General features: G+C 69.3%; 24 protein-coding genes. 21 read left to right on the top strand and 3 right to left on the bottom strand.

Going from position 1 to position 20,377, the window contains the following annotated elements; translation table 11 throughout:
• Positions 1–7: 7 nt before the first annotated feature.
• Positions 8–799 carry a peptidylprolyl isomerase gene (locus tag ABIE21_RS04495; RefSeq protein WP_354023576.1) on the bottom strand — a complete coding sequence of 264 codons (792 nt, stop codon included), beginning with the start codon at positions 797–799 and terminating at the stop codon, positions 8–10.
• 104 nt (positions 800–903) lie between these two features.
• On the opposite strand from ABIE21_RS04495, the gene ABIE21_RS04490 reads away from it, so the two are divergent.
• From ABIE21_RS04490 to ABIE21_RS04415, 16 genes are all read left to right on the top strand, one after another.
• Positions 904–2,334, top strand: coding sequence for a replication-associated recombination protein A (locus ABIE21_RS04490; RefSeq protein ID WP_354023575.1), 1,431 nt, complete (start codon positions 904–906; stop codon positions 2,332–2,334).
• Positions 2,335–2,516: 182 nt separating this feature from the next.
• On the top strand, positions 2,517–3,173 hold the full coding sequence (rpsD, locus tag ABIE21_RS04485) for a 30S ribosomal protein S4 (protein WP_354023574.1): 657 nt from the start codon (positions 2,517–2,519) through the stop codon (positions 3,171–3,173).
• A gap of 130 nt (positions 3,174–3,303) precedes the next feature.
• The gene (locus ABIE21_RS04480; protein WP_354023573.1) at positions 3,304–3,681 is read left to right on the top strand and encodes a DUF948 domain-containing protein; all 378 of its coding nucleotides are present in this window, start codon (positions 3,304–3,306) and stop codon (positions 3,679–3,681) included.
• Between the two features lie 29 nt (positions 3,682–3,710).
• Positions 3,711–3,905, top strand: coding sequence for a hypothetical protein (locus tag ABIE21_RS04475; protein WP_354023572.1), 195 nt, complete (start codon positions 3,711–3,713; stop codon positions 3,903–3,905).
• A gap of 59 nt (positions 3,906–3,964) precedes the next feature.
• On the top strand, positions 3,965–6,619 hold the full coding sequence (gene alaS, locus ABIE21_RS04470; RefSeq protein ID WP_354023571.1) for an alanine--tRNA ligase: 2,655 nt from the start codon (positions 3,965–3,967) through the stop codon (positions 6,617–6,619).
• Positions 6,619–7,080: a Holliday junction resolvase RuvX gene (gene ruvX, locus ABIE21_RS04465; RefSeq protein WP_354023570.1), complete on the top strand. Its 462-nt coding sequence runs from the start codon at positions 6,619–6,621 to the stop codon at positions 7,078–7,080. The genes alaS and ruvX overlap by 1 nt, the downstream gene beginning before the upstream one ends.
• A gap of 3 nt (positions 7,081–7,083) precedes the next feature.
• Complete coding sequence (mltG, locus tag ABIE21_RS04460) at positions 7,084–8,376, top strand: endolytic transglycosylase MltG (protein WP_354023569.1); 1,293 nt, start codon at positions 7,084–7,086, stop codon at positions 8,374–8,376.
• Complete coding sequence (locus ABIE21_RS04455; RefSeq protein WP_354023568.1) at positions 8,373–9,212, top strand: shikimate dehydrogenase; 840 nt, start codon at positions 8,373–8,375, stop codon at positions 9,210–9,212. Before mltG ends, ABIE21_RS04455 begins: the two co-directional genes overlap by 4 nt.
• Positions 9,213–9,256: 44 nt before the next feature.
• Entirely contained in the window at positions 9,257–10,465 is a 1,209-nt protein-coding gene (aroC, locus tag ABIE21_RS04450; RefSeq protein WP_354023567.1) for a chorismate synthase, read from the top strand.
• A complete protein-coding gene (locus tag ABIE21_RS04445) occupies positions 10,458–10,967 on the top strand; it encodes a shikimate kinase (RefSeq protein WP_354023566.1) in 510 nt (169 codons plus the stop codon). The genes aroC and ABIE21_RS04445 overlap by 8 nt, the downstream gene beginning before the upstream one ends.
• Positions 10,960–12,036 (top strand): 3-dehydroquinate synthase, encoded by a 1,077-nt coding sequence (aroB, locus tag ABIE21_RS04440; protein WP_354023565.1) that lies wholly within the window; start codon positions 10,960–10,962, stop codon positions 12,034–12,036. Before ABIE21_RS04445 ends, aroB begins: the two co-directional genes overlap by 8 nt.
• Positions 12,037–12,046: 10 nt before the next feature.
• Positions 12,047–12,343 (top strand): SHOCT domain-containing protein, encoded by a 297-nt coding sequence (locus tag ABIE21_RS04435; RefSeq protein ID WP_354023564.1) that lies wholly within the window; start codon positions 12,047–12,049, stop codon positions 12,341–12,343.
• A gap of 20 nt (positions 12,344–12,363) precedes the next feature.
• Positions 12,364–12,804, top strand: coding sequence for a type II 3-dehydroquinate dehydratase (locus tag ABIE21_RS04430; protein ID WP_354023563.1), 441 nt, complete (start codon positions 12,364–12,366; stop codon positions 12,802–12,804).
• 90 nt (positions 12,805–12,894) lie between these two features.
• Complete coding sequence (gene efp, locus ABIE21_RS04425) at positions 12,895–13,458, top strand: elongation factor P (RefSeq protein ID WP_354023562.1); 564 nt, start codon at positions 12,895–12,897, stop codon at positions 13,456–13,458.
• 11 nt (positions 13,459–13,469) lie between these two features.
• Positions 13,470–13,883 carry a transcription antitermination factor NusB gene (gene nusB, locus ABIE21_RS04420; RefSeq protein WP_354023561.1) on the top strand — a complete coding sequence of 138 codons (414 nt, stop codon included), beginning with the start codon at positions 13,470–13,472 and terminating at the stop codon, positions 13,881–13,883.
• Between the two features lie 121 nt (positions 13,884–14,004).
• On the top strand, positions 14,005–14,868 hold the full coding sequence (locus ABIE21_RS04415; RefSeq protein WP_354023560.1) for an endonuclease/exonuclease/phosphatase family protein: 864 nt from the start codon (positions 14,005–14,007) through the stop codon (positions 14,866–14,868).
• Here the strand turns inward: ABIE21_RS04415 and ABIE21_RS04410 are convergent.
• Positions 14,750–16,057, bottom strand: a complete 1,308-nt coding sequence (locus ABIE21_RS04410; RefSeq protein WP_354023559.1) for an MFS transporter — start codon at positions 16,055–16,057, stop codon at positions 14,750–14,752. The genes ABIE21_RS04415 and ABIE21_RS04410 overlap by 119 nt on opposite strands.
• A gap of 12 nt (positions 16,058–16,069) precedes the next feature.
• A complete protein-coding gene (locus ABIE21_RS04405; protein ID WP_354023558.1) occupies positions 16,070–16,657 on the bottom strand; it encodes a helix-turn-helix domain-containing protein in 588 nt (195 codons plus the stop codon).
• Between the two features lie 135 nt (positions 16,658–16,792).
• Between ABIE21_RS04405 and ABIE21_RS04400 the strand changes: the two genes are divergently transcribed.
• The 5 genes from ABIE21_RS04400 to ABIE21_RS04380 are packed head-to-tail and all read left to right on the top strand — an operon-like array spanning position 16,793 to position 20,377.
• Entirely contained in the window at positions 16,793–17,398 is a 606-nt protein-coding gene (locus ABIE21_RS04400) for a mismatch-specific DNA-glycosylase (protein ID WP_354023557.1), read from the top strand.
• Positions 17,395–18,231: an endonuclease/exonuclease/phosphatase family protein gene (locus tag ABIE21_RS04395; protein ID WP_354023556.1), complete on the top strand. Its 837-nt coding sequence runs from the start codon at positions 17,395–17,397 to the stop codon at positions 18,229–18,231. The genes ABIE21_RS04400 and ABIE21_RS04395 overlap by 4 nt, the downstream gene beginning before the upstream one ends.
• A gap of 9 nt (positions 18,232–18,240) precedes the next feature.
• Positions 18,241–18,828: a hypothetical protein gene (locus ABIE21_RS04390; protein WP_354023555.1), complete on the top strand. Its 588-nt coding sequence runs from the start codon at positions 18,241–18,243 to the stop codon at positions 18,826–18,828.
• Positions 18,829–18,884: 56 nt separating this feature from the next.
• On the top strand, positions 18,885–19,433 hold the full coding sequence (pyrR, locus tag ABIE21_RS04385; protein WP_354023554.1) for a bifunctional pyr operon transcriptional regulator/uracil phosphoribosyltransferase PyrR: 549 nt from the start codon (positions 18,885–18,887) through the stop codon (positions 19,431–19,433).
• Positions 19,430–20,377, top strand: a complete 948-nt coding sequence (locus ABIE21_RS04380) for an aspartate carbamoyltransferase catalytic subunit (RefSeq protein WP_354023553.1) — start codon at positions 19,430–19,432, stop codon at positions 20,375–20,377. The genes pyrR and ABIE21_RS04380 overlap by 4 nt, the downstream gene beginning before the upstream one ends.

Genomic DNA, 20,377 nt, shown 5'->3' with positions numbered 1-20,377 from the left:
GCGTCTCTTATTGGATCGTCGCCGCCGTGATGGTCGTCGGCACGACCGGCGGACCGTCGGGGACGCCGCCGGTGATACCACCCGAGACGATGCCCGCCTGCAGTGCGTCGAGGCCGCTCGTCACCGTGCCGACGACGGTGTAGCCGCCCGCGCTGTCACTGGGGATCGTGGTGTCGCCGAAGACGATGAAGAACTGGTGGCCGTTGCTGTAGGCGTCGTCACCCGCACGAGCCATGGCGATGGTCGCCGTGGGGTAGATGTTGTCGGCGGGGGCGTTCTCGATCGGTCCGAACGAGTACGAGGGGTCGCTGGCTCCTGTGCCATCGACCGAGCCACACTGCAGGACCTTGAATCCCTCGTTGTCCACGAGCCGGTGACAGGTCTTCCCGACGAGATATCCATTCTGGATGTCGCCGATGAGCGAAGCGACGGCCTGGGGCGCGGCTGCTCCGTCGAGGGAGATGCCGAGCGGGATGTCGTTGAGCGTCAGCTCGCCCGTCCACGTGCGGGCCTCGGCGGTGTCCGCGTCGGGTACGGCGCCGACGTTCTCGCCCTCCTCGGCCTCCGGGGTGGCCGTGGCGCTCGGAGTGGCGACGGGGGTGCCGGGCCCGCCGGAGAAGTAGAAGATCTGGGCGCCGGCCGCGAGACCGATGACGACGAGGGCGGCGAGGCCGGCGATGATGTTGTCGCGACGGCGACGCGTGACCTGGTGAGCATGCACCGACGTGCGCGCGTTGTACAGAGCGAGTCTGTCGCGCGCCTCGCGCGCTTCGCGTTCCTGGTTTCTACTCGTTGCCACAGTTCCTCCAGAGAACACTCGACCGGCCGATGCCTCCTGCACTTTACGATGCCGGGGGCTGGGCGGCCAAATGAGCGTCGGTCGCCGCGGTTAGCATTGCGGGTATGAACGCCCAGCCAGGTCTCCGCAGCGGGGCGACTCCTCTCGCGGTGCGCATGCGCCCCACGTCGCTCGACGAGGTCGCCGGGCAGCGTCACCTGCTGCGCCCGGGTTCTCCGCTCGTCAGCCTCGCCACCGACAAGTCGGGGGAGCAGGGCTCGGTGTCGATCATCCTCTGGGGACCGCCCGGCACGGGTAAGACCACTCTGGCCAAACTGGTCGCCCACAGCTCGGGCCGCAACTTCGTCGAGCTGTCCGCCGTGACCGCCGGCGTGCGCGACGTGCGTCAGGTCATGGAGGAGGCGCTGTCGCGACGGGATCTCTACGGCATCTCCACTGTGTTATTCCTCGACGAGATCCACCGATTCACCAAGGCCCAGCAAGACGCCCTGCTCCCCGGCGTCGAGAACGGCTGGGTCATCCTCGTCGCCGCCACGACCGAGAACCCCTCCTTCTCCGTCATCTCTCCGCTGCTCTCCCGGTCGCTCCTGCTCACGCTCGACCAGCTCACCGACGACGACCTCGGGGCCGTCGTCGACCGCGCCGTGTCCGACCCGCGCGGCCTCGACGGCAAGGTGGTGCTCGACCCGAGCGGTCGGGAGGCGATCATCCGCCTCGCCTCCGGCGACGCGAGGCGCGCTCTGACCGCACTCGAGGCATCCGCCCTCAGCGCCTCGGGCGAGTCAGTCGCCGCCCAGGCCGAGTTCGATCTCGCCGGGCGCGACGACGATGACGACGACGACGAGGGCGACGACACGGCCGTCGACGACGCCGTCGAGGCGGGTGCGCCGTCAGGGCTGCCGGTCGTGACCGGCGAGGTCGTATCGCGCGCGGTCGACCGGGCGCTGCTCCGCTACGACAGGCAGGGCGACGAGCACTACGACGTGATCAGCGCGTTCATCAAGTCGGTGCGCGGTTCCGACGCCGACGCGGCGCTGCACTACCTCGCGCGCATGATCGAGGCGGGGGAGGACCCGCGGTTCATCGCCCGTCGAATCATCATCAGCGCGTCGGAAGACATCGGACTCGCCGACCCCCAGGCCCTCGTCATCGCGGTCGCCGCCGCCGACGCCGTGCAGTTCATCGGCATGCCCGAGGGGCGCATCCCGCTCGCGCAGGCCGTGGTGTATCTCGCGACGGCGCCGAAGTCTCCCGCGTCGTACATCGGCATCGACCAGGCGATAGCGGATGTCCGCGCCGGCAAGATCGGCCGCGTCCCGAAGCCGATCCGCGACGCCCACTACGCGGGCGCGAAGAAGCTCGGCCACGGCAAGGGGTACCTCTACCCCCACGACTACGACATAGGAGTCGTCGAGCAGCAGTACCCGCCGACCGAACTGCTCGGCGCGAAGTACTACCGGCCGACCGAGCACGGCAACGAGCGCGAGGTGTCGGCCCGCTGGGCCAAACTGCGGAGGATCGTGCGAGGCAAGTGAGCGCGGGCGTCTGGTTGTGCTAATCTTGACCCCGCCTGATATCGGTTGTTCGCGCACGGCTGCTGCGAATATCCGGTCAAGGAGCATCTGGTCTGTAGCCGACCGGTCTCCGCGGCAAATCCCTCTACTTTCATCGGACCTGTTTTGCGCGCGCACGAGTGCTCGCGAGCAGCCGGTTGCCAATGTTGGATTTATCTGAAAAGGACACTGTGTCTACTAAGTCACGTACCCGTAGCAAGACCCGCCTGTCGCGCGCCCTGGGCATCGCCCTCACGCCGAAGGCAGCCAAGTACCTCGAGAAGCGTCCCTACGCTCCGGGTGAGCACGGCCGCACCAAGCGCAAGCAGGACAGCGACTACGCCGTCCGTCTTCGCGAAAAGCAGCGTCTGCGTGCCCAGTACGGCATTCGCGAGGCCCAGCTCAAGATCCAGTTCGAAGAGGCACGTCGTGCCGCCGGCCTGACCGGTGAGAACCTGGTCGAGCAGCTCGAGATGCGTCTCGACGCGATCCTCGTGCGTTCCGCGATCGCCCGTACGACCGCCCAGGCCCGCCAGCTGATCGTGCACCGCCACATCCTCGTCGACGGCCAGCGCGTCGACCGCCCGTCGTTCCGCGTCAAGCCGGGACAGCTCGTGCACGTGCACGAGAAGAGCGAAGGCCTCGAGCCCTTCCAGGTCGCAGCAGCCGGTGGTCACGTCGACCTCCTGCCGAAGCTCCCCCCGTACCTCGAGGTCGAGATCGACAAGCTGCAGGCGCGCCTCATCCGCCGCCCGAAGCGCGTCGAGGTCCCCGTGACCTGTGAAGTCCAGCTCGTCGTCGAGTACTACGCAGCCCGCTAAGTACCGAGTACGAATCCGAAGAGGGCCGTGGCGAAAGCCGCGGCCCTCTTCTGCGTCCCGGGGCGGCGGAGACCTCGCACGCCGGTTAGGGTGATTGCTGGCAGAACGCCACGCTAACTAGGAGAGAACCATGACTGGTGGAGACATCGCCGGACTTATCGCAGCCGGCATATTCGCGATCCTCGTGGCGCTGCTCGCTATCCCGCTCGTCAAGTTGGGCCGGGTACTCGACGAGACCGGTCGGGCCATCCGCGAGCTGAGCGACAACGTGACGCCGCTTCTCGAAGAGGCGACGACGACGATCAGCGAGTCCAACAAGCAGCTCGTGCGCATCGACACCATCACGGGCGACATCGCCGAGACGACCGGAAACGTGACGGCCCTTGTGTCGCTGTTCGCGGCATCCGTCGGCGGCCCGCTCATCAAGGTGGCCGCCTTCTCGGCCGGCGTCCGCGCCGCCTTCAGCGGAGGCATCCCGGGCACGGGGCGCCGACGCTCGAAGAAGTAAGCTGGACACTCATCTTTAGGGAGACACCCATGAAAAACGTACTGTGGCTCATCGTCGGCGTCGGCGTCGGTTTCGTCGCGGCCCACCAGATCGCCAAGACCCCGCAGGGCAAGCAGTTCTTCGACGACGTGAACGCCAAGGCGCACGACTTCGGCGACGCAGTGGTCGACGGCTACAAGCAGCGCGAGGCAGAACTGCGCGCCGCCGTCGCAGACATCAAGTAACCCCACCTCTCACCTGCGAACCGGCCTCGGGCCGGTTCGCTCACGCACACCAGGACCTCATGCAGACCGCAGACATTCACCGCCGTTGGCTCACCTACTTCGGAGATCGCGGTCACACCGTCGTGCCGTCCGCCTCCCTCGTGAGCGAAGACCCCACGCTGTTGTTCACCGTCGCAGGCATGGTGCCCTTCGTGCCGTACCTCACCGGTCTCGTGCCCGCACCGTATCCCCGCGCCACGAGCGTGCAGAAGTGCATCCGCACCCTCGACATCGAAGAGGTCGGCAAGACGCCGCGCCACGGCACGTTCTTCCAGATGAACGGCAACTTCTCCTTCGGCGACTACTTCAAGGAGCAGGCGATCGCGTACGCCTGGGAGCTCCTCACCTCGTCGGAGAGCGACGGCGGCCTCGGCTTCCAGGAGAAGGACCTCTGGGTAACCGTCTACAAGGACGACGACGAGGCAGTCAGGCACTGGAAGACCATCGCCGGACTCCCCGACGAGCGCATCCAGCGACTCGACATGGACACCAACTACTGGTCAACCGGACAGCCGGGACCGGCCGGTCCGTCATCCGAGATCTTCTTCGACCGGGGGCCGGAGTATGGCGCCGACGGCGGTCCGGCGACCGACGACGACCGCTACGTCGAGATCTGGAACCTCGTCTTCATGCAGTACCTGCGCGGCGAGGGCAGCGGCAAGAACTTCGAGGTCCTCGGCGAGCTGCCGAAGAAGAACATCGACACCGGCATGGGCATGGAGCGGGTCGCGTTCCTCAAGCAGGGCGTCGAGAACATGTACGAGATCGACCAGGTGCGCCCCGTGCTCGACCGCGCCGCCGCGATCTCCGGCCGCCGCTACGGCGCCGACCACGACGACGACGTGCGCATGCGCATCATCGCCGACCACGTGCGCTCGTCGCTCATGCTGATGTCCGACGGCGTCACGCCGTCGAACGAGGGCCGCGGCTACATCCTGCGCCGCCTGATGCGCCGCACGATCCGCTCCATGCGCCTCCTCGGCGTCGACGCCCCCAGCTTCACCGAGCTGTTCCCCGCCTCCCGCGACGCGATGAAGCACTCCTACCCCGAGGTGGAGACCGAGTACGCCCGCATCGAACGGCTCGCCCTCGCCGAGGAGGAGGCGTTCCTGCGCACCCTCGCCAGCGGCACCAGCATCCTCGACCTCGCCGTCGCCAAGACGAAGACCGACGGCGCCAAGGAACTCGCGAGCGACACCGCCTTCCTGCTGCACGACACGTTCGGGTTCCCGATCGACCTCACGCTCGAGATGGCGGACGAGGCGGGTCTCACCGTCGACCGCGACGCCTTCGACGCGCTGATGATGCAGCAGCGCACCATGGCGAAGGCCGACGCGAAATCGAAGAAGAGCCACCTCGCCGACCTCTCGGTGTACGGCGACTTCCGGGCGCACGGCGAGACCGTGTTCACCGGCTACGAGTACCTGCAGACCGAGTCGATGATCCTCGGGCTCATCGTCGACGGCGCGTCGGTGACGAGCGCGAGCGTCGGGCAGATCGCCGAGGTGATCCTCGCCGAGACCTCGCTCTACGCGGAGTCGGGCGGCCAGGAGGCCGACGCGGGAACCATCGTCGGCGACGGCTTCGAGCTCGAAGTGCTCGACGTGCAGCGCCCCGTCAAGGGACTCACCAGCCACAAGGTGCAGGTGACGACGGGCGAGGTCTCGGTCGGCGCCCCTGCCACGACCATCGTCGACCCCGAGTGGCGCCGCGGCGCGACGCAGGCACACTCGGCGACGCACCTCATCCACGCTGCGGTGCGCCAGGTGCTCGGCCAGGAGGCCCACCAGAGCGGCTCGTACAACAAGGCCGGCTACATGCGCCTCGACTTCTCCTGGAACCAGGCGCTGTCGCACGAGACGCGCAGCGAGATCGAGGAGATCGCCAACCTCAAGGTGCGCGAGAACCTCGAGGTCGACACCAAGATCATGAACCTCGACGAGGCGAAGTCGCTCGGTGCCATGGCCCTGTTCGGCGAGAAGTACGGCGAGACCGTGCGCGTGGTGCAGATCGGCGGCCCATGGTCGCTCGAGCTCTGCGCGGGCACGCACGTCGCCAGTTCGGCGGAGATCGGGCTCATCAACCTCGTCAGCGAGACGTCGGTCGGATCGGCGAACCGTCGCATCGAGTCGCTCGTCGGCTACGAGGCGTTCCGCGACCTCGCCGCCGAGCGCGCCATCGTCAACGAGCTCACCACCAACCTCAAGACGCCGCGCGACCAGCTCTCCACCCGCATCGGAGACCTGCTGGCGAGCCTCAAGGCCGCCGAGAAGCGGATCGCCCAGTTCGAGGCCGCCGCGCTCTCGGAGCGGGTACCGGCACTCGTCGCCAGCGGGCACACGGTCGGGTCGGTGACCCTCGTCGCGCAGAACGTCGGAACTGTCGCCACCAGCGACGAGCTGCGTTCCCTGGTGACCAGCGTCCGCGAGAGACTCGGAGCCGTGGCATCCGTCGTCGCCCTCGCCGCCGACGTCGCAGGCAAGCCAGCGGTGATCGTCGCGACCAACGACGCCGCCCGTCTCGACGGCAAGAAGGCCGGCGCGCTCGCCAAGCTGGCCGCCGGTGTGCTCGGCGGTGGCGGCGGCGGAAAAGACGACATCGCCCAGGGTGGTGGCTCCGACGTACAGGCGATCGGCGCTGCGCTCGAGGCCATCACCGCGGCAGTCGCGGGCTAGTGCGGTCCGGAGTCCGTCTCGGCATCGACGTGGGCACGGTGCGCATCGGAGTCGCCCGCAGCGATATGCACGGCATGCTCGCCACCCCGGTGGAGACGGTGCCGCGCGGCGACGGCGACCTCGCCCGTCTCGTCGCGATAGCGGCAGAGCTCGAGGTCACCGAGGTCATAGTCGGACTGCCGCTCGCGCTCTCCGGAAGGCGGACCGCGTCGACCGAGGACGCCGTCGCGTTCGCCGAGCGACTGAGCGCCGTCGTCGCGACTCCCGTGCGGCTCGTCGACGAGCGTCTGTCGACGGTGTCCGCCCAGGCGGCCGCGCGCACGTCGGGCAAATCCAGCAAACAGACGCGTTCTGTCATCGACCAGATCGCTGCCGTTATAATTTTGCAACACGCCCTCGACTTCGAGCGCTCTAGCGCGCAGCCACCTGGCGTCGTCGTTGACCCGGACGAAGGACTGTAAACAGTGACCAACGACCCCAGCTGGGACGAGATCTTCACCTCGCAACCCGGCGACGCGCCGAAGAGCACGGCCGCGGCGCCCCTCACGAGACGTCAGCTGCGCGAGGCGGAGGGGCGGGAACGCGAAGTGCCGCAGGACCAGCCGGCAGCGGGCGGCACACCCCCGACGGCGCCGAAGACACCGAAGCGCGGACGCGGCGGGGGAGAGTACGGCGGACTGCCCAAGCGCAAGCGCCGCCTCGGCTGGCTGTGGGCGCTCATCACCCTGCTCGTGCTCGCACTCGCGGCCGGCGGCGTCGCGCTCTTCGCCTGGACCAACTACGAGACCCAGGTGCGCGAGGTCATGGGGTGGCAGCTGCCCACCGACTACGAGGGCTCGGGCAACGGCGAGGCGGTCACCATCCAGATCGTCGACGGCGACATCGGATCGGACATCGCCGCCACACTGCACGACGCCGGCGTGACCCTCACGGCGAAGGCCTTCTACGACCTGCTCGTCATCGAGGAGCCCACCTTCCAGCCCGGCACCTACACGCTGCAGAAGGAGATGAGCGCGAAGGCGGCCCTCGCCGCCCTGCAGGACCCCGCGAACCACGTCACAGCATCGGCCCTCATCATCGAGGGGACGACGCTCCCCACCGCGCTGAAGAATCTGTCCGAGGGCACGGGCCTTCCGCTCGCCGACCTGGAGGCCGCGTCGAAGGACCTCGCGAGCTTCGGACTGCCGCCCGAGGCTCCGAGCCTCGAGGGCTACCTCTTCCCGGCGACCTACACGTTCGAGCCGGGCCAGACCGCCCACGACGTGCTCCAGCGGCTGGTCACAGAGACCTTCACCCGGTTGGATGCCGCCGGCGTCGCCGTGGCAGACCGCCACCGGGTGCTGACCATGGCGGGGCTCATCCAGAAGGAGGGCGGCCCCGAGGCCGACTTCCCGCAGGTGGCGCGCGTGTTCCAGAACCGCCTCGACCAGGGAATGCTGCTGCAGTCGGACGCCACGGTGAGCTACGGCACGGGGAACGGGTCGATCTTCACCGAAGACGAAGAGCGTGCCGACGCGTCGAACCCGTACAACACGTACGCCAACCCGGGCCTGCCGATCGGACCGATCTCCGCGCCCGGCGACGCCGCCATCTCCGCCGCCCTGAACCCCGTTCCCGGCCCCTGGCTCTACTTCGTGCTCATCAACGGCGAGACCGGCGAGACCCGGTTCTCGACGACCAACGCCGAGCACGAGGCCGCGGTCAAGGTCTGGCAGCAGTGGCTGCGCGACAACCCCGACTGGGACACGGGCGGGTGACCCGGCTCGCCGTACTCGGATCTCCGATCGCGCACTCCAAGTCGCCGTTGCTGCACGCCGCCGCCTACCGCGAGCTAGGACTCGACTGGCAGTACGAGGCAGAGGAGGTGACGGGCGGCGCGCTGCCCGACTACATCGCATCCCGTGACGAATCCTGGCGCGGACTCTCGCTCACGATGCCGTTGAAGCGGGACGTGCTTCCCTTGCTCGACGCGGTCGACTCGACGGCTCTGCTCACCGGCGGGGCGAACACCGTGCTGTTCGACCGCCGCGACGGAGCCCTCAGCCTCCGCGGGTTTAACACCGACGTCTACGGGGTGACAGAGGCGTTCCGGGAGGCCGGAGTCGACCGCCTGGGCAGCGTGCAGATCCTGGGCGGCGGGGCGACGGCGGCGTCCGCGCTCGTCGCCGCGCGCGAACTCGGCGCCGACCGCGTCCTGGTGTCGGTGCGCGACCCCGCCAGGGCCGCCGAGCTGCTCGCCCTCGGCCGCTCGCTCGGTGCGGCGGTCGCCGTGAGCACACTGGGGGAGCCCCACGGCGCGTTCGGCACACCCGACGCCATCGTCAGCACCATCCCCGGACACAGCGAGACCGGTTTCGAGTTTCCCGAGGCGGTGCGACGCCGTTCGGTGCTCTTCGACGTCGCCTACGACCCGTGGCCCAGCACCTTCGCGGCGTCGTGGCTCGCCGCGGGCGGCACGGTCATATCCGGGCTGGAGATGCTGCTCCACCAGGCGCTCGCCCAGGTACGGGTGTTCGTCGGCGGCGCGCCCGATGCCAGCGTGCCCGATGAGACGCGGGTGCTGGCCGCGATGCGGGCGAGCATCGGCTCGTAGACGCGGCAGCTAGAGGGGCTTCGGCGCTGTGGGAGGATGGTGTCATGCTTCGTTGGTTGACCGCAGGTGAGTCCCACGGCCCCGAATTGATCGCGATCATGGAGGGCCTGCCCGCCGGCGTCCCCGTGAGCCTCGACGACATTCGCGCCGATCTGGCAAGGCGCAAACTCGGCTACGGCCGCGGCGCGCGCATGAAGTTCGAGGAAGACGAACTCACGATCTCGGGCGGTGTGCGCTTCGGATACTCGATGGGCAGCCCCGTGGCCCTGCGCATCGGCAACACCGAGTGGCACCGCTGGGTCGACGTGATGAGCGCCTCGCCGGTCGACGTGGAGAGCCTGCCCAAGGGTCGCGGCGCGCCGCTGACCCGGCCGCGTCCCGGCCACGCCGACCTCGTCGGCATGCAGAAGTACGCCTTCGACGAGGCGCGCAACGTGCTGGAGCGCGCCAGCGCGCGGGAGACCGCCGCCCGCGTCGCGCTCGGCGCCGTCGCCCGCAAGTTCCTCGGCGAGCTCGGGATCACCCTCGTGAGCCACACGCTCGCGATCGGCACCGTGCGGGTGCCGGAGGGCTCGGCCCTTCCCACGCCGAGCGACGTCGACGCGCTCGACGCCGACCTCGTGCGGTGCTTCGACCCCGCGACATCCGCCGACATGGTCGCCCTCATCGACGGCGCGCAGAAAGACGGCGACACGCTCGGCGGCGTCGTCGAGGTGCTCGCCTACGGCGTGCCGCCCGGGCTCGGTTCGTACGTGCACTGGGACCGACGCCTCGACTCGCAGCTGGCCGCTGCGCTGATGGGCATCCAGGCGATCAAGGGCGTGGAGGTCGGAGACGGCTTTCTCACCACCACCCGTCCCGGCTCGCAGGCGCACGACGAGCTCGTGACAGACGGCTCGCTCATCTCGCGACTGAGCGACAAGGCGGGCGGGACCGAGGGCGGGATGTCCACAGGAACCGTCCTGCGTGTGCGGGCCGGAATGAAGCCCATCGCGACCGTTCCCTACGCGCTACGCACCGTCGACGTCGCTACGGGCGAGGCGGCGGAGGCCCACCACCAACGCTCAGACGTCTGCGCCGTCCCCGCGTCGGGTGTCGTCGCCGAAGCCATGGTCGCGCTCGTGCTCGCCAACTCCGTGCTCGAGAAGTTCGGGGGAGACTCGGTCGAGGAGACCCTGCGCAACCTCACCGGCTACCTCGCCGCCATCCCCGACTCCCAGCGAACGGCGCAGTCCGTCGACGACCGTGCCTGACGACCTTCCCGTGGTCGTGCTCATCGGCGCGCCCGGCGCCGGGAAGACCCGGCTCGGCAAGCGCATCGCCCGACTGCTCGACGTTCCGTTCATCGACACCGACAAGCGGATCGTCGCCGAGCACGGGCCGATCGCCCAGATCTTCGAGGAACACGGTGAGCCGCGCTTCCGCCAGATCGAGCGCGAGCACGTCGCCCGAGCGCTCGGAGAGCACGCCGTAGTCGCCCTCGGCGGCGGTGCGGTGCTCGACGAGGACACCCAGCGCGACCTCGCCGACCGGCTCGTCGTTCAGCTGTCGGTGAGCGCGGAGGCCGTCGCCAAGCGCATCTCCGGCGACAGGCGTCCGCTCGTCACCGGCGTCGACGCCTGGTCGGCGCTCGTGGCCACCCGCCGGCCCGTCTACGACCGGCTCGCCGACCGCACCTTCGACACCTCGAGCCTCCCGCTCGACAGAATCGCCGCTGACGTCGTCAGCTGGATCCAGGAGACGACCAATGACTGACACCACCACCATCACCGTCTCGGGCGCCGACCCCTACGACATCCTCATCGGACGCGGGCTGCTCGCGAACCTCTCCGACCAGCTGGGCGGCAAGGTCGCGAAGGTGCTCATCGTGCACGCCCCGACGCTCGGCGCCAAGGCCAACGCACTGCGTGAGAGCCTGCAGGGCCGCTACGAGGTGCTGCTCGCCGAGATCCCCGACGCCGAAGACGCCAAGCGCATCGAGGTCGCGGCGTTCTGCTGGCAGATCATGGGCCAGACCGACTTCACCCGTACCGACGCCGTCATCGGCCTCGGCGGGGGAGCGGCGACCGACCTCGCCGGCTTCGTCGCAGCCACCTGGCTGCGCGGCGTGAAGCTCATCCAGGTGCCGACCAGCGTTCTCGGCATGGTCGACGCGTCTATCGGCGGCAAGACCGGAATCAACACCTCCGAGGGCAAGAACCTCGTCGGCTCGTTCTACGCCCCGTCGGCGGTCGTCGTCGACCTCGACACCCTCGACACGATCCCGCGCAACGAGATCCTCGCCGGGTTCGCCGAGATCGTGAAGGCCGGGTTCATCGCCGAGCCCGAGATCCTCGACATCATCGAGGCCGACGTCGAGCGGGTCACCGACCCGACGACTCCTGAGTTCCGGCGCGTCGTGGAGCTCGCGATCGGGCTCAAGGCGCGTGTCGTCGGGGAGGACTTCAAAGAGTCGGGACTTCGCGAGATCCTCAACTACGGGCACACCCTCGGCCACGCGATCGAACACGCCGAGCGCTACCGCTGGCGCCACGGCGCAGCGATCTCCGTCGGCATGGTCTTCGCCGCGGAGCTTGCCCGGCTCACCGGCTCGCTCAGCGACGCCGTCGTCGACCGACACCGCAGCATCCTCACCTCTCTCACCCTGCCCGTCGACTACCCGGTCGGCCGCTGGCAGACGCTGCTGGCCACGATGCAGCGCGACAAGAAGGCCCGCGCCGGCATGCTGCGCTTCATCGTCCTCGACGACCTCGCGCTGCCGACGGTGCTCGAGGCACCTGACGAATCCATGCTTTTCCTCGCCTATCAAGAGGTGGGCGTCTAGCGTCGAAGGCATGGCTTTCGGCAACTCCCTCTTCCCCGTCGTATTCATCGCGATCGCACTCGTCGCGGTCGCCGTCTTCGTGGTGGCGATCGTGAGCGTCGTGCGAAACTCCAGGAGGGTCAGGCAGCACGGGCTCGACCCGATGACGCTGCAGGCCGATCTCGCGGCGAAGGTCATGCGGAGCGACCTGCTCTCCGGCGGGCAGAGCAAGGCGCAGCGCCTCGCCGAGCTCGACGCCATGCTGACCGAGGGAGTCATCACCCCGGCCGAGCACGCCGCCGCCCGGGCGGCGATCCTGCGTTCGTAGTACCTCGATACACTGGCACCGTGAACAACGTGCTGGTGCTCAACGGTCCCAATCTCGGTCGGCTCGGCTCCCGCGAGCCCGACGTCTACGGCAACCAGGACCTCCCGGCGCTGCTGGCGCTGCTCGAGGGCGAGGCGCCGGACGGCACCACGATCGACCTGCGCCAGACCGACGACGAGGGCACCCTCATCGGCTGGCTGCACGAGGCGGTCGACAGCTCGACGCCGGTGATCCTGAACCCCGCAGCCTTCACGCACTATTCCTACGGGCTTCGGGATGCCGCGGCCATGGTCACGAAGGCCGGAATCCCGCTCGTCGAGGTGCACATCTCCAATCCGCACGCCCGCGAGGAGTTCCGTCACACCAGCGTGATCTCGGGCATCGCGACCGGTGTGATCGCGGGTTTCGGCTTCGACTCCTACCTGCTCGCGCTCGGCGCCATTGCTCGGATCAAGCGCTGAGCCGGTAGAATCGCTTTCTGGTTTCGATATGCGCGCCGGAGCGCGCTATTCAACCGCCTCTCCCTCCCTACCTGAATGGACTCTGCGCGCATGGCTTCTACCTCTGACATCAAGAACGGCGTCGTTCTCAACATGGATGGCCAGCTGTGGACCGTCATCGAGTTCCAGCACGTGAAGCCGGGCAAGGGCGGCGCGTTCGTGCGCACGAAGGTCAAGAACGTCATGAGCGGCAAGGTCGTCGACCGCACGTTCAACGCCGGTGCGAAGCTCGAGACCGAGGTCGTCGACCGCGCCGACTACCAGTACCTCTACGCCGACGGCGAGAACTTCGTGTTCATGGATCTCGGCAACTACGACCAGATCACCCTCTCGGCCGCCCAGGTCGGCGACGCCGTGAACTTCATGCTCGAGAACCAGAACGTCACCATCGCGCTGCACAACGAGGCGCCCCTCTACGTGGAGCTCCCCGCGTCTGTGAGCCTCGAGATCACCTACACCGAGCCCGGCCTGCAGGGCGACCGCTCGACCGGCGGCACCAAGCCCGCCACGGTGGAGACCGGCTACGAGATCCAGGTTCCCCTGTTCCTCGACATCGGCACGAAGGTCAAGGTCGACACGCGCGACGGCAGCTACCTCGGCCGCGTCAACGACTAGGCGCAGACAGTATGAGTGCCCGTACCAAGGCGCGTAAGCGCGCCCTCGACCTGCTCTACGGGGCAGACGTTCGAGAAGAGTCCATCAACACCGCCCTCGCCGTGGAGCAGGCCCGCGCAGACGCCGACCCCAAGCGTGGCTCGTCGTGGCCGTACGCCCGCGAGATCGTCGTGGGCATCACCGAGCACGGCGACGAGATCGACGAGCTGATCGAGACCTACGCGCAGGGCTGGACCATCAACCGCATGCCGGCCGTCGACCGCGCGATCGTGCGCATCGGCATCTGGGAGCTGCTCTTCAATGAGCAGATCCCCGACGGCGTCGCGATCTCCGAGGCGGTCGAGGCTGCCGCTGTGCTGAGCACAGAGGACTCCGCCGGGTTCATCAACGGGCTGCTCGGCCGGATCGCGCAGACTCGCGCCTAGAAGCATCCGCCCCTTCTGAAAACGAAGGAGTCGCAGCCCGTCCGGCCCCATTCCGGGCCTGACGGGCTGCTTTGCGTGCGCTTCTCCTTCGTTTTCAGAGAGGGGGACATACTCTGGGACGATGGATGACTCGCTGATCGGGCCGGCGCTGGCCCCCGACCTGCACGTCATGACGTACAACATCCGCCGACGCATCCTCCACCTCCCGCCGCGGAGCAGCGACCTCTGGTCGCACCGCAAGGTGCTGCTTCGCCGGCTGCTGCAGGCGGAACAGCCGACGGTGCTCGGCGTGCAGGAGGCCCTGCTCGACCAGGCTCGCTGGGTGGGTGAGAGCCTCGGCCCCGCATTCGTGCGCATCGGCTACGGCCGCAACGCCAACCGCGAGGGCGAGAGCTGCCCGCTGTACTACGACTCGCGTCGGCTGGAGGCGGTGAGCTGGCGGCAGTTCGCGCTGTCGAACACGCCGACGGTCGCCGGCTCGCGGTCGTGGGGCAACGTGGTTCCCCGAGTCGTCGTCACGGCCGAGTTCCGCGACCTCGGCACCGGCGCCGTGTTCAGGGTCTTCAACACACACTTCGACCACAGGTCGACGAAGTCGCGACTGCAGTCGGCCCGCATGATCACCCGGCTCGTCGACGCGGGCTCAGGGCCGGTCGTCGTTATGGGCGACGCCAACGCGGGGGTCCGCTCGGCACCGTACCGCGAGCTGATGCACAACGCCGGGCTCGTCGACGCCTGGCTCATGCCCGAGCGGCGTCTCACGCCGGAGTGGACCACGTACTCCGCCTATCGCGAGCCGCGCATGGGCGGCAAGCGCATCGACTGGCTGTTCGTCGGTCGCGGCGTCGAGGTGAAGGCCGTCGGCATCAACGCGGTGCGCTTCGACGGCGCGGCCCCGTCGGACCACGAGCCGGTGCAGGCGGTTCTGCGGCTGAGTCCGCCGGGCGCGACGAGCGCTCCATCTGCCGCCACGTTCCCCCGCTGAGCGGGGTGAGCGTGAGGAGCGTGTAGAGCACCGCCACGATGCCGAACGTGACGCTGAAGCCGATGGTGTCGACGGCGATTCCGCCGAGGAGCGCTCCGAGCGGCACCCCAGCCCAGGCGCCGGCGTTGATGAGACCGAAGACCCGCCCGCGCATGCGTTCGGGCACCCGCTCGAACTCGACCGCGCCGAGGATCGGGTTCAGCGATCCCGCGGCCAGCCCGGCGAGGGCGACCGTCGCGACGAGCACGGGCAGCGGCGCGTCGAGGGCGAGGGCTGCGTTCGGCGGCCCGCCGGCCAGCAGGAAGCAGACGGCGAATGTCACCCGCCGCGGCACCCGGTGGGCGACGAACCCGAATGCCACGTTGCCGATCAGCGCCGCGCCGCCCATCACCGCGACGAGAAGCCCGAGGGCGGCAGCCCCGCCGAGCCGCTCGTTCGCATAGAGCGGCAGCATGCTCGAGGCCCGGGCGGCGTCGAACAGGTTGGTCACCAGCACCAGCCCCACGATCAGCCGCATGAGCGGATCGCGCACCACGAAGCGAAAGCCCGCGGCCAAGTCTGCCCGGTACGAGGTGCGCTCCTCGGCATCGTCAGGAGGCGCCTCCGGATACGCGGGCACGAACAACCAAGTCAGGAGCGCAGAGAGAGCGAATGTGGCCGCGTTGACGAACAGAGTCGCGACGGGCCCCACGGCGGCGACGAGCAGGCCGGCGATGCTCGCCCCGATCAGCCGGGCGAGGCGGTCCGACCCGTCGAGCAACCCGACGCTCTGTTCGATGCGCACGCCTGCCCGCTCGGTGAGCGCCGGCAGCATCACCCGGCGTGCAGTCTGACCCGGGGTGTCGAGCAGCCCTGCCGTGAACACCAGCGCGAGCAACGCCCAGAACGGCAGACCGACGGTCAGCGCCAAGACCGGCATGGTCAACACCGCGCCTCCGCTGACGATGTCGGCGACGATCGACGCCCGGCGGTGCCCGACGCGGTCGACGACGACGCCGCCGAGCGGCCCGCCGATCACGACCGGGGCTGTAGCGAAGAACGCGGCGATGCCGACCTCGAGCCCCGAACCGCCGGTGCCGAGCACGTAGAACGGAATGGCGAACGCGGTGACGACGTTGCCGGTCTGCGAGATCGCGTGGGCGGCGAGCAGGGCCGTGAGTGATCCGACGCCACGGCGGGTGCCGCGCATTCCCGACATCGGCTACGGGCGGCGGAATGCCTGGTAGACGATCGCGACACGTTCGGCCCCGTCGGCGACCTCGGGATCGTGGGCGGCGCTCGCTTCGAGCCACCGGTCGACCAGCGACTCGAGTTCGCGGCGCATCTGCGCCAGCTCGTCGACGGTGAGCCGCAGGCTGCGGTCGCCGTTCGCGGCGGCGGCCACCCAGGCGCGCGGCATGGCCGGGGTGGCGTCGATGTACTCGCCGAAGCGGGTCGCGTACACCTGGGCGACGGACTTCTGCAGGGCAGCGGATGCCGACAGCTTGTCGGGGTCGTCGAGAAGGTCGGCGGGCTCCCAGCTGGTGAGCGGGGTGGTCGCCCGCCACCAACGCTCGCGTCGATCGGTGCTCTGGCCGTCGGCCGGCTCGATCAGGTCGAACTGCGCGAGTTTGCCGAGGTGGTAGCTGACGGTGCCCGGCGCCTCGTCGACGACGTCGCCGAGCTGCGCGGCCGTCTGGGCACCGCGCTCGCGCAGCAGCCCCAGCAGGCGCAGCCGGGTGGGATGCGCGAGAACCCGCATCGATGCGGCCGTGGTGAGCGTGGTGCGCTCCGGATCGATTGAAGTCATGGTTGGACGATAGGTGCACAAGGAGTGTTGCGCAAGATCGATTGTGCTTCTTGGAGACGGGTCCACACTGGCTCGTGCGGGCCGCCGTCAGAATTCGCTCGGCGGGGGTCGCGGGTGGTGTCGTAGAGTGCGCTGGTGGGATTCACCGCAGCCGAACTCGACGCCCTGTACGGGCGCACCCTGCCCGACACCGTCGGACCCGGGCTGCGCCTGCTCTTCGTCGGCATCAACCCCGGCCTGCACACGGTGGCCGTTCAGGCGCCTTTCGCCCGGAAGGGAAACCGGTTCTACCCCGCTCTCTTCCGCGCGGGCATCACCGACCGGGTGATCGACGCGTCGGCGGGGTTGAGCGAGGTCGACCGCGCGCACCTTTTCGACCGCGGCGTCGGCGTGACCTCGCTCGTGAGGGCCGCGACTCGGCGCGCCGACGAGCTGAGCCGCGCCCAGTTGATCGAGGGCGCTGCCGCGCTCGAGGTGCGCGTCGCCGCCCTCGCGCCGGCCGTCGTCGCGATGCTCGGTGTGACCGCCTACCGCACCGCCTTCGCGCGGCCGAAGACCGTCGTCGGGCCGCAGCAGCAGACGCTCGGCGGGGCTCCGTTGTGGGTCGTGCCGAACCCGAGCGGCCTGAACGCGCACGAGACGGTCGCCACTCTCGCCGCCGCCTATCGCGCTGCGGCGGTCGCGGCGGGAATTGCGGTGTACGACGTGCCCGGTCTCGAGACCGCGGGCCGCCCGCTGTGACCGACCTCCCGCTCGTCGGCCCGGCATCCGCACCCGACCTGTCGATCATGGGTTTCAACATCCGCCGTCGGCTTCCCCGACTGCTGTCGAGGGGACGCGACCGCTGGGCGACCCGCGCGCCACTCGTCGGCCGGCTGCTCGCCGCCGAACGGCCCACCGTCGTCGCTCTTCAGGAGTCGTTCGCCGACCAGACCGATTTCGTCGCTCACAGTCTCGGCACGCAGTACCGCGCCGTGGGGCGGGGTCGCAATGCCGACGGAGGCGGCGAGGGATGCCCGGTGATCTACGACTCGGACCGGCTCGAGCTGATCGACTGGAGGCAGCTCGCGCTGTCGGGCACACCGCAGGCGGCCGGGTCGCGCTCGTTCGGCAATCCCATGCCGCGCGTCGTCGTTGTGGCACGGTTGCGCGATCGCTCGACGGGCGCGGCCCTCAGGGTCGTCAACACGCATCTCGACCCCTTCTCGGCTCGTTCCCGGCTGCTCGGCGCGCGGCTGATCGTCGACCTCCTGAGCGGCGACGCCGACACGCCGACCGTGCTGACCTGCGACGCGAACGCTCCGACGGGTTCGCCGGCCTACCGCGAGCTGACAGGGCGGGGCGGACTGGCCGACGCCTGGCACGCCGCCGACCAGCTGCTCACCCCGGAGTGGAACACCTACTCCGGCTACCGCGCCCCGCGAGCGGGCGGCAGGCGCATCGACTGGCTGCTCGTCGGCGGCGGCCTCCGCGTGCTGCGGGCGGGCGTCAACGCCACGAGGTTCGACGGTGGGGCCGCATCCGACCACGAACCGGTGCAAGCCCTCCTGCGCCTGCCGGCCGTCGCGGTTTAGGCTCGAAAGGTGATCGAGAACTTCCGACGCGCACCGTCCGGCCCGGCGGAGTGGGCGGCCGACGCCGTGCGGGTGCTCGGCGCCGTGAGCGTCGCGGTCGCCGGAATCGGCTGGGGCGCGGTCGCCTTCTGGGTCACCGCGCTCGCGCTGCTCGGCGTCTGCGCCTCCCGCTTCCTCGGCCTGCGCCCAGCGCTCGACATCGCACTCGGGATCACCCTGCTCGTCGCGGCATGGAGCAGCACACTCGGGCTGTACACGTCGGTGGCCGGATGGGACCTCGTCGTGCACTTCTTCGCCACGGGTCTCATCGCCGCGGCTCTGTTCGTCGTCGCAGAACGGTTCTCGGTCGTGCCGTTCGGCGGGGCGCCCGGCGCGACCGCCGTGCTCACCACGGCGTTCGGCGTCACCGCCGCCGTGGTGTGGGAGGTCGCCGAGTGGGTAGGGCACAACTTCGTCGACCCCACGATCTACGTGGCGTACAACGACACCATCGGCGACCTCGTCGCGGGAACCGCGGGGTCGATCGTCGCCGGCTGCTCGACGCGCTACCTGCACGCCGGCGACCGCGTGCGGCCCACCGCGGGCGCTCGGCTATAGTTGGCGAAACAGACATCCTTTAAGTTCCGTCCAGAGAGGCGGGGAAGGAGGTCAGAATGACTGCACGCCTCGTGCTGCAATCGGCTGACATCACCCGAGCGTTGACCCGCATCTCCCACGAGATCCTGGAGTCCAATCGCGGCGCCAGCGATCTCGTGCTCCTCGGCATCCCGACCCGCGGCGTGATCCTCGCCCGTCGGCTCGGCGAGATCCTCGACTCCATCGAGCCCGGCAGCGTCGCGGTCGGCTTCCTCGACGTCACGATGTACCGCGACGACCTGGCGAAGAACCCGACCAGGGCGCCCAGCCCCACCCAGATCCCCGCCGGCGGCATCGACGGCAAGACCGTGGTTCTCGTCGACGACGTGCTGTACTCCGGCCGCACCATCCGCGCCGCCCTCGACGCGCTGAACGACATCGGCCGTCCCCGCGCGGTCCGCCTCGCCGCCCTCGTCGACCGCGGTCACCGCGAGCTGCCGATCCGCGCCGACTTCGTGGGCAAGAACCTGCCCACCGCGGCGAGCGAGCGCATCAACGTGCGGCTCGTCGAGGTCGACGGCGCCGACGAGGTCACGATCGAGACCGCCGGGGGAGGGCAGGCGTGAGACACCTGCTGTCGACCAAGGACCTCAGCCGTGCCGAGGCCGTCGCCATTCTCGACGTCGCAGAGGACATGGCGGATGTCGCGGGGCGCGAGGTCAAGAAACTCCCGACCCTGCGCGGCAAGACCGTCGTCAACCTGTTCTTCGAAGACTCCACCCGCACGCGCATCTCCTTCGAGGCCGCGGCCAAGAGGCTCAGCGCCGACGTCATCAACTTCTCCGCCAAGGGGTCGAGCGTCTCGAAGGGCGAGAGCCTCAAGGACACCGCCCAGACCCTCGCCGCGATGGGCGCCGACGCCGTCGTCGTGCGGCACCAGGCGTCCGGCGCGCCCAGCGTTCTCGCCCAGAGCGGATGGATCGACGCCGGGATCGTCAACGCCGGCGACGGCACACACGAGCACCCCACGCAGGCCCTGCTCGACGCGTTCACGATCCGTCGGCGGCTCCACGGCACCTCCGCCCGGGGCCGCGACCTCGACGGCGTCACCGTCACGATCGTCGGCGACATCCTGCACTCCCGCGTGGCCCGGTCGAACGTCTGGCTGCTGACCACCCTCGGTGCGCACGTGCACCTCGTCGCCCCCGCCACCCTGGTGCCGCTCGGCATCGGCGACTGGCCGGTCACCGTCGGCTACGACCTCGACGCCGCCATCGCCGCGCGACCCGACGTCGTGATGATGCTGCGCATCCAGGGCGAGCGGATGCACGCGGCGTTCTTCCCCAACGCCCGGGAGTATGCGCGCCAGTGGGGCCTCGACGACGAACGACTCGAGCGCCTCCCTGCGGCTAGTCTGGTCATGCACCCCGGCCCGATGAATCGCGGTCTGGAGATCTCTGCGAAGGCCGCCGACTCCCCGCAGTCGACCGTGCTCGAGCAGGTTGCGAACGGGGTGTCGATCAGGATGGCCGTTCTGTATCTGCTGCTGGCTGGAACCGTGGAGTTGTGA

Origin of the sequence: Conyzicola nivalis (genome assembly GCF_040548875.1) — a bacterium.
GTDB lineage: Bacteria > Actinomycetota > Actinomycetes > Actinomycetales > Microbacteriaceae > Conyzicola > Conyzicola nivalis_A.
This window is presented reverse-complemented; position numbering and strand designations above follow the sequence as displayed.

Excerpts from the sequence above, each read along its gene's own strand:
- ABIE21_RS04490 (WP_354023575.1), top strand. The coding sequence starts at position 904 with ATGAACGCCCAGCCAGGTCTCCGCAGCGGGGCGACTCCTCTCGCGGTG.
- rpsD (WP_354023574.1), top strand. The coding sequence starts at position 2,517 with ATGTTGGATTTATCTGAAAAGGACACTGTGTCTACTAAGTCACGTACC.
- ABIE21_RS04480 (WP_354023573.1), top strand. The coding sequence starts at position 3,304 with ATGACTGGTGGAGACATCGCCGGACTTATCGCAGCCGGCATATTCGCG.
- ABIE21_RS04475 (WP_354023572.1), top strand. The coding sequence starts at position 3,711 with ATGAAAAACGTACTGTGGCTCATCGTCGGCGTCGGCGTCGGTTTCGTC.
- alaS (WP_354023571.1), top strand. The coding sequence starts at position 3,965 with ATGCAGACCGCAGACATTCACCGCCGTTGGCTCACCTACTTCGGAGAT.
- aroC (WP_354023567.1), top strand. The coding sequence starts at position 9,257 with ATGCTTCGTTGGTTGACCGCAGGTGAGTCCCACGGCCCCGAATTGATC.
- aroB (WP_354023565.1), top strand. The coding sequence starts at position 10,960 with ATGACTGACACCACCACCATCACCGTCTCGGGCGCCGACCCCTACGAC.
- ABIE21_RS04435 (WP_354023564.1), top strand. The coding sequence starts at position 12,047 with ATGGCTTTCGGCAACTCCCTCTTCCCCGTCGTATTCATCGCGATCGCA.
- efp (WP_354023562.1), top strand. The coding sequence starts at position 12,895 with ATGGCTTCTACCTCTGACATCAAGAACGGCGTCGTTCTCAACATGGAT.
- nusB (WP_354023561.1), top strand. The coding sequence starts at position 13,470 with ATGAGTGCCCGTACCAAGGCGCGTAAGCGCGCCCTCGACCTGCTCTAC.
- ABIE21_RS04415 (WP_354023560.1), top strand. The coding sequence starts at position 14,005 with ATGGATGACTCGCTGATCGGGCCGGCGCTGGCCCCCGACCTGCACGTC.
- ABIE21_RS04410 (WP_354023559.1), bottom strand. The coding sequence starts at position 16,057 with ATGCGCGGCACCCGCCGTGGCGTCGGATCACTCACGGCCCTGCTCGCC.
- ABIE21_RS04405 (WP_354023558.1), bottom strand. The coding sequence starts at position 16,657 with ATGACTTCAATCGATCCGGAGCGCACCACGCTCACCACGGCCGCATCG.
- pyrR (WP_354023554.1), top strand. The coding sequence starts at position 18,885 with ATGACTGCACGCCTCGTGCTGCAATCGGCTGACATCACCCGAGCGTTG.